Source organism: Rhizobacter sp. P1_G5 (genome assembly GCF_056405435.1).
The window spans coordinates 1-5,463 of the sequence record NZ_JBFUCB010000418.1 but is presented as its reverse complement, the minus strand read 5'-3'; the positions used below and the strand labels follow the sequence as shown (position 1 = coordinate 5,463).

Sequence of the window (5,463 nt, the reverse complement as noted above, 5' to 3'; positions counted from 1 at the left end):
TGCATGCGCAGCTTGTCGCCCTTGGTGATGCCGAGCAGGCCGTACAGGTCCCAGCCGACCTTGCGGCGGCGGTCGATGTAGGGCGAGCGCCATTCGACCGGGTAGTAGGCGTACTCCTCGTGGTGCTGCGCCGCCTCCTCGGGATCGTCGTAGAGGGCAGTGATCTCGCGCCCCAGCGCCGCCAGCGGCTCGCCGGTCAGCACGTAGACCTTCCATGGCTGCGTGTTGGTGCCCGAGGGCGCGCGCGACGCGACGCGCAGGATGTCTTCGATGGTCTCGCGCGGGATCGGCGTCGGCAGGAAGGCGCGCAACGAGCGGCGCGAGGTGATCGCCGCGTCGATGAGGGCAGTCTGCTCGGGGGTTGGCAAGCTCACGGGCGCAATCCTTCCAGGGCTTGGATGAGAACGGCCGGCAACGCGGCCGGGCGGCGCGTTTCGCGGTCGACGTAGACATGCACGAAATGGCCGCGTGCCGCGCACAGCGGCTCGCCGGCGGCGAACAGGCCGATCTCGTAGCGCACGCTGGAGCTGCCGACCTGCGCGACGCGCAAGCCGGCATCGACCATCTGCGGGAACGCGATCGGCGCGAAGTAGTTGCAGTGGGTCTCGACCACCAGCCCGATCACCGCGCCGGCGTGGATGTCGAGCGCACCGGCCTCGATCAGGTAGCGGTTCACCGCGGTGTCGAACAGGCTGTAGTAGACGACGTTGTTGACGTGGCCGTAGGCGTCGTTGTCCATCCACCGGGTCGACAGGCTCGTGAAGTGCCGGTAGGCGCTGCGCGCTTCGGGTTGCGGGCGGATCGGAGGCGTCTGGGGCATCGTCATGGCGCTGCATTGTTCCATTGCTCGCGGCTGGCCAGCGCCTCGCGCAGCGTCGTGAGCTGCACCGCGACGGTGTCGGCGATCTCGCGGCCGTAGCCGCCGGCCATGCTGACCGCGACCGGGATGCCGCGCTCGCGGGTGGCAGCGAAGACGCGGCGGTCGCGCTCGGCGAGGCCCGCGGACGTGAGCTTCAGGCGGCCCAGGCGATCGCCCTCGTGCGGATAGGCACCGGCGAGGTAGAACACCAGCCCCGGCGCGCCCTGCGCATGGCGGCGCCACAGTTCGGCGAGCGCCGCATCGAGCGCGGCCAGGTACTCGTCGTCGCGGCAGCCGTCGGGCAGGGCCACGTCGAGGTCGCTCGCCTCCTTGCGGAACGGGAAGTTGCGCTCGCCGTGCAGCGACAGCGTGAACACCGTCGGGTCGTCGCGGAAGATCGCCGCGGTGCCGTTGCCCTGGTGCACGTCCAGGTCGATCACCGCGACACGCAGCAGCGTGCGGTGCTGCCGGTGCCATTCGGCCTGCATCAGCCGCGTCGCCACGGCCACATCGTTGAAGACGCAATAGCCGCTGCCCTTGTCCGCATGGGCGTGGTGGGTGCCGCCGGCCAGGTTCGCGGCAACGCCCTCGGTGAGGGCCGCACGCGCCGCGGCGATCGTCGCGCCGACCGAGCGGCGCGAGCGCTCGACCATGCGCGGCGTCCACGGAAAGCCGATCTCGCGCTGCTCGGCCGCGCTCAGCGTGCCTTCGGACACCGCGGTGACGTAGTCGGGCGTGTGGGCCAGCGCGAGTTCGCCGTCGCTCGCCGCGGGCGCCTCCTGCAGGCACAGCCCGGGCTCGGACTCCGCGGCCTCGCGCAGCAGGCGGTACTTCTGCATCGGGAACCGGTGCCCGGTGGGCAGCGGCAGCACGAAGTGGTCGGAGTGGAAGGCTTGCATCGAGGCGCGCATCGCCGGCGCATTGTGCCGATCGGCGCCGAAATGGGTACATGCCTCTAGATTGCTGCAATGCAGCAAAAACAACTTGTAATCCTCGGATCACTCCGTATACTTCTCGCCATGGTGCAGTGCAACAAAGTCACTGTGTCAGGCGCAGTCCCCTTTTCTATCTCATGGAGATTCCACATGCTGACCGCTGAACAATTGATCGCCGCCCACAAGACCAACATCGAAACGCTCTTCGGCCTGACCGGCAAGGCGTTCGAAGGCGTCGAGAAGCTCGTCGAGCTGAACCTGCAGGTCGCGAAGACCGCGCTCGGCGAAGCCGCCGCGAACACCCAGGCCGCGCTGTCGGTGAAGGACGCGCAGGAACTGCTGGCGCTGCAAGCCAGCCTGCTGCAGCCGGCCGCCGAGAAGGCCGCCGCCTACGGCCGCCACCTGTACGACATCRCCGCCAGCACCAATGCCGACATCGGCAAGGTCGCCGAAGCGCAAGCCGCCGAAGCCCAGCAGAAGTTCATGACGGTGGTCGACACCGCCGTGAAGAACGCGCCGGCCGGCACCGAGAACGTCGTCGCGCTGTTCAAGTCGGCCGTCGCGACCACCAGCAATGCCTACGAAAGCCTGCAGAAGGCCGCCGGCCAGGCCGCGAAGGTGGCAGAAGCCAACATCGAAGCGATCAGCGCCAGCGCCGTGAAGGCCGCATCGGCCCCGAAGACCAAGCGCGCCGCCGCCTGATCTGAAAAAGGACTTGAACTTATGTCGCGACCCTTCATCTGAGAGTTACCGCGGGCCCTGCCTGCGGTCTCCCTGAAAGGTTGTCTCCTCGGTACCGCGCGAATTCTGATTCCAGGTACCTTCCGGCCCGGTGGCAACACCGGGCCGTTTTGTTTGTCAGTGCGTCTTCGCCGCGATCCGCATCTTCAGCTCGTTGATCATCGCCAGCGCGATCTCGCGCCCGGCCTGGATCGAGCGCTTGCGCGCCGCGAAATCGGCCGACGACACGTCGGCCAGCTTCGGCCGCAGCACCACGTCGGCCTCGCGCAGCTCGAAGGCATTGATGCTGCGGCTCATGATCGCGAAGGTCTGCAGCAGCATGCGCATCGGGTCGCCGGTGGCGGCACCATCCGGCACCGCCGAGATGTCGACCGCGATCACCAGCTCGGCACCCATCTGGCGCGCGAAGCGCACCGGCACCGGCGACACCAGTCCGCCGTCCACGTATTCGCGTGTGCCGATGCGCACCGGCTGGAACACCGCCGGCACCGCGCTCGAGGCGCGCACCGCGATGCCCGCATCGCCGCGCTGGAACAGCACCGGAGAGCCGTTGTCGAGGTCGGTCGCGACGATGCCGAGCGGCATGCGCATCTGCTCGATGGTCTTGCCGCCGGTGGCCTCGCGCACGAAGCGCGCCAGCGCCTCGCCGCGGATCAGCCCGCGACCGGGAAAGGCCCAGTCGGTGATCGCCGACTCGTCCATCGAATCGGCCATCGCCGCCAGCGCCAGCCCGTTCTTGCCCGACGCGTAGAGCGTCGCGACCAGGCTGCCGGCCGAGGTGCCGACCACCAGGTCCGGCTTGATGCCGTTCTCCTCCAGCACCTGGATCACGCCGATGTGGGCAAAGCCGCGCGCCGCGCCGCCGCCCAGCGCCAGCCCGATGCGCGGCGGCTTCGGCACCGGCTTGATCACGACGAGCGGCGGCGCCGACGCGGCCGAGTCCGGTGGCACGACCACCACCGGCGGGTTGCCGGCCGGCGTGGACGCGGGATTCGAGGGCGGCAGCGGCACCGTCTGGCACCCGGCCAGCAGGACGGCGGCAGCCACGGCGGCCGCACGGGCCCAGGACGAGGAAGTCAGAAAGGAAGGCATCCAGCGATTCTAGGGACGCCGGGCTTTATCCCTGTGTCGAATAAACAAGCAACGAAAATGTTCTTCCTGCTTATATATGAGCGCCCGTACAGTCGCGGGTCTCCCAGAACCGAACTCCAGGCGATGTATCAATACACCCCGTTCGACACCCAGTTCGTCAAGCAACGCGCGGCCCAGTTCCGCGACCAGCTCCAGCGCAACCTCGCCGGCACGCTGGGCGATGACGAGTTCCGCGCCCTGCGCCTGCAGAACGGCTGGTACATCCAGCGCCATGCGCCGATGGCCCGCATCGCGGTGCCGTACGGCGAGCTGAGCGCCACGCAGCTGCGCATGCTGGCGCGCATCGCGCGCGAGTTCGACCGCGGCTATGCCCACTTCACGACGCGGCAGAACTGCCAATACAACTGGATCCCGCTGCCGAAGGCGGCCGACGTGATGGACCTGCTGGCCTCGGTCAGCATGCACGGCATCCAGACCAGCGGCAACTGCATCCGCAACATCACGAGCGACTGCTTCGCCGGCGTCGCGGCCGACGAGGTCATCGACCCCCGCCCCTACTGCGAGATCCTGCGCCAGTGGAGCACGCTGAACCCCGAGTTCGCGTTCCTGCCGCGCAAGTTCAAGATCGCCGTCAGCGGCGCGAAGGAAGACCGTGCCRCGATCGCTTGGCACGACATCGGCCTGCAGCTGCTGAAGAACGAGGCCGGCGAGATCGGCTTCAAGGTGCTGGTCGGCGGCGGCATGGGGCGCACGCCGGTCATCGGCACGGTGATCAGCGAGTTCCTGCCGTGGCAGCAGATCCTCGTCTACCTCGAGGCCATCGTGCGGGTCTACAACCGCTACGGCCGGCGCGACAACATGTACAAGGCGCGCATCAAGATCCTGGTGAAGGCCGAAGGCCAGCGCTTCCTCGACGACGTGGCCGAGGAGTTCAAGAAGATCCTCGAGCTCGACAGCGACGGCACCGAGCAGATCATTCCGCAGGCCGAGTTCGACCGCGTCGCGGCGCACTTCGTGACGCCGGCCGGCGTCGCACCTGTCCCTGGCAACACGAGTGCGAACAGCCGGATCGACATCCCCGCCGACGCGCCCGCCGCCTACCAGCGCTGGCTCGAGCGCAACGTGCACCCGCACCAGCTGGCCGGCTACCGCAGCGTGACGCTGTCGCTCAAGCGCACCGGCCAGGCGCCGGGCGACGCGACCGACACGCAGATGGAACTGGCCGCCGAGCTGGCCGAGCGCTTCAGCCAGGCCGAGCTGCGCGTCTCGCACGACCAGAACCTGGTGCTGCCGTGGGTGCGCGAGAGCGACCTGTTCGCCCTCTGGCAGGCCGCGCGCGCCGCCAGCTTCGCGACGCCCAACATCGGCCTGCTGACCGACATGATCGCCTGCCCCGGCGGYGATTTCTGCGCGCTCGCCAATGCCCGCTCGATCCCGATCGCCGAGGCCATCACCGAGCGCTTCGACGACATCGACGAGCTCTACGACATCGGCGACATCGACCTGCACATCAGCGGCTGCATCAACTCCTGCGGCCACCACCACAGCGGCCACATCGGCATCCTCGGCGTCGACAAGGACGGCAGCGAGTGGTACCAGGTGACGCTCGGCGGCCTCGACGGCTCGGCGATCAGCGGCCACCAGTCGACGCCCGGCAAGGTGATCGGCCCGTCGTTCGCGGCCGACGAGGTGCCCGACGTGATCGAGGCGGTGCTCGACACCTACCGCGCGCAGCGCAGCACCGCTGCCGAGCGCTTCATCGACACCGTGAACCGCATCGGGCTCGATCCGTTCAAGACCGCGGCCAACGCCCAGCGCCGCAGCACCGCCAAGGCC

General features: G+C 68.7%; 6 protein-coding genes. 2 read left to right on the top strand and 4 right to left on the bottom strand.

The features are described from left to right. From AC1D12_RS23405 to AC1D12_RS23395, 3 genes are all read right to left on the bottom strand, one after another. Window positions 1-374 (bottom strand): nitroreductase family protein (locus tag AC1D12_RS23405; RefSeq protein WP_477843171.1); only part of this gene is annotated, 374 nt, incomplete at its 3' end. Further along, on the bottom strand, window positions 371-826 hold the full coding sequence (locus tag AC1D12_RS23400; RefSeq protein WP_477826850.1) for an acyl-CoA thioesterase: 456 nt from the start codon (window positions 824-826) through the stop codon (window positions 371-373). The genes AC1D12_RS23405 and AC1D12_RS23400, both read right to left, overlap by 4 nt. Beyond that, a complete protein-coding gene (locus AC1D12_RS23395) occupies window positions 823-1,758 on the bottom strand; it encodes a histone deacetylase family protein (RefSeq protein WP_477843169.1) in 936 nt (311 codons plus the stop codon). The genes AC1D12_RS23400 and AC1D12_RS23395 overlap by 4 nt, the downstream gene beginning before the upstream one ends. 186 nt (window positions 1,759-1,944) lie before the next feature. Here AC1D12_RS23395 and phaP point away from each other — a divergent pair, with 186 nt between their 5' ends. Then, window positions 1,945-2,496 carry a TIGR01841 family phasin gene (gene phaP, locus AC1D12_RS23390; protein ID WP_477843167.1) on the top strand — a complete coding sequence of 184 codons (552 nt, stop codon included), beginning with the start codon at window positions 1,945-1,947 and terminating at the stop codon, window positions 2,494-2,496. 156 nt (window positions 2,497-2,652) lie between these two features. Here phaP and AC1D12_RS23385 read toward each other — a convergent pair whose 3' ends face one another. Next, window positions 2,653-3,627 carry a patatin-like phospholipase family protein gene (locus tag AC1D12_RS23385; protein WP_477843165.1) on the bottom strand — a complete coding sequence of 325 codons (975 nt, stop codon included), beginning with the start codon at window positions 3,625-3,627 and terminating at the stop codon, window positions 2,653-2,655. Window positions 3,628-3,750: 123 nt separating this feature from the next. Between AC1D12_RS23385 and AC1D12_RS23380 the strand changes: the two genes are divergently transcribed. Beyond that, window positions 3,751-5,463, top strand: a 1,713-nt coding sequence (locus AC1D12_RS23380) for a nitrite/sulfite reductase (RefSeq protein ID WP_477843163.1), incomplete at its 3' end; no start/stop codon positions are given.

Bases quoted from the DNA above. Each gene is read 5' to 3' on its own strand.
- AC1D12_RS23385 (WP_477843165.1), bottom strand. From the start codon at position 3,627: ATGCCTTCCTTTCTGACTTCCTCGTCCTGGGCCCGTGCGGCCGCCGTG.
- AC1D12_RS23395 (WP_477843169.1), bottom strand. From the start codon at position 1,758: ATGCAAGCCTTCCACTCCGACCACTTCGTGCTGCCGCTGCCCACCGGG.
- AC1D12_RS23400 (WP_477826850.1), bottom strand. From the start codon at position 826: ATGACGATGCCCCAGACGCCTCCGATCCGCCCGCAACCCGAAGCGCGC.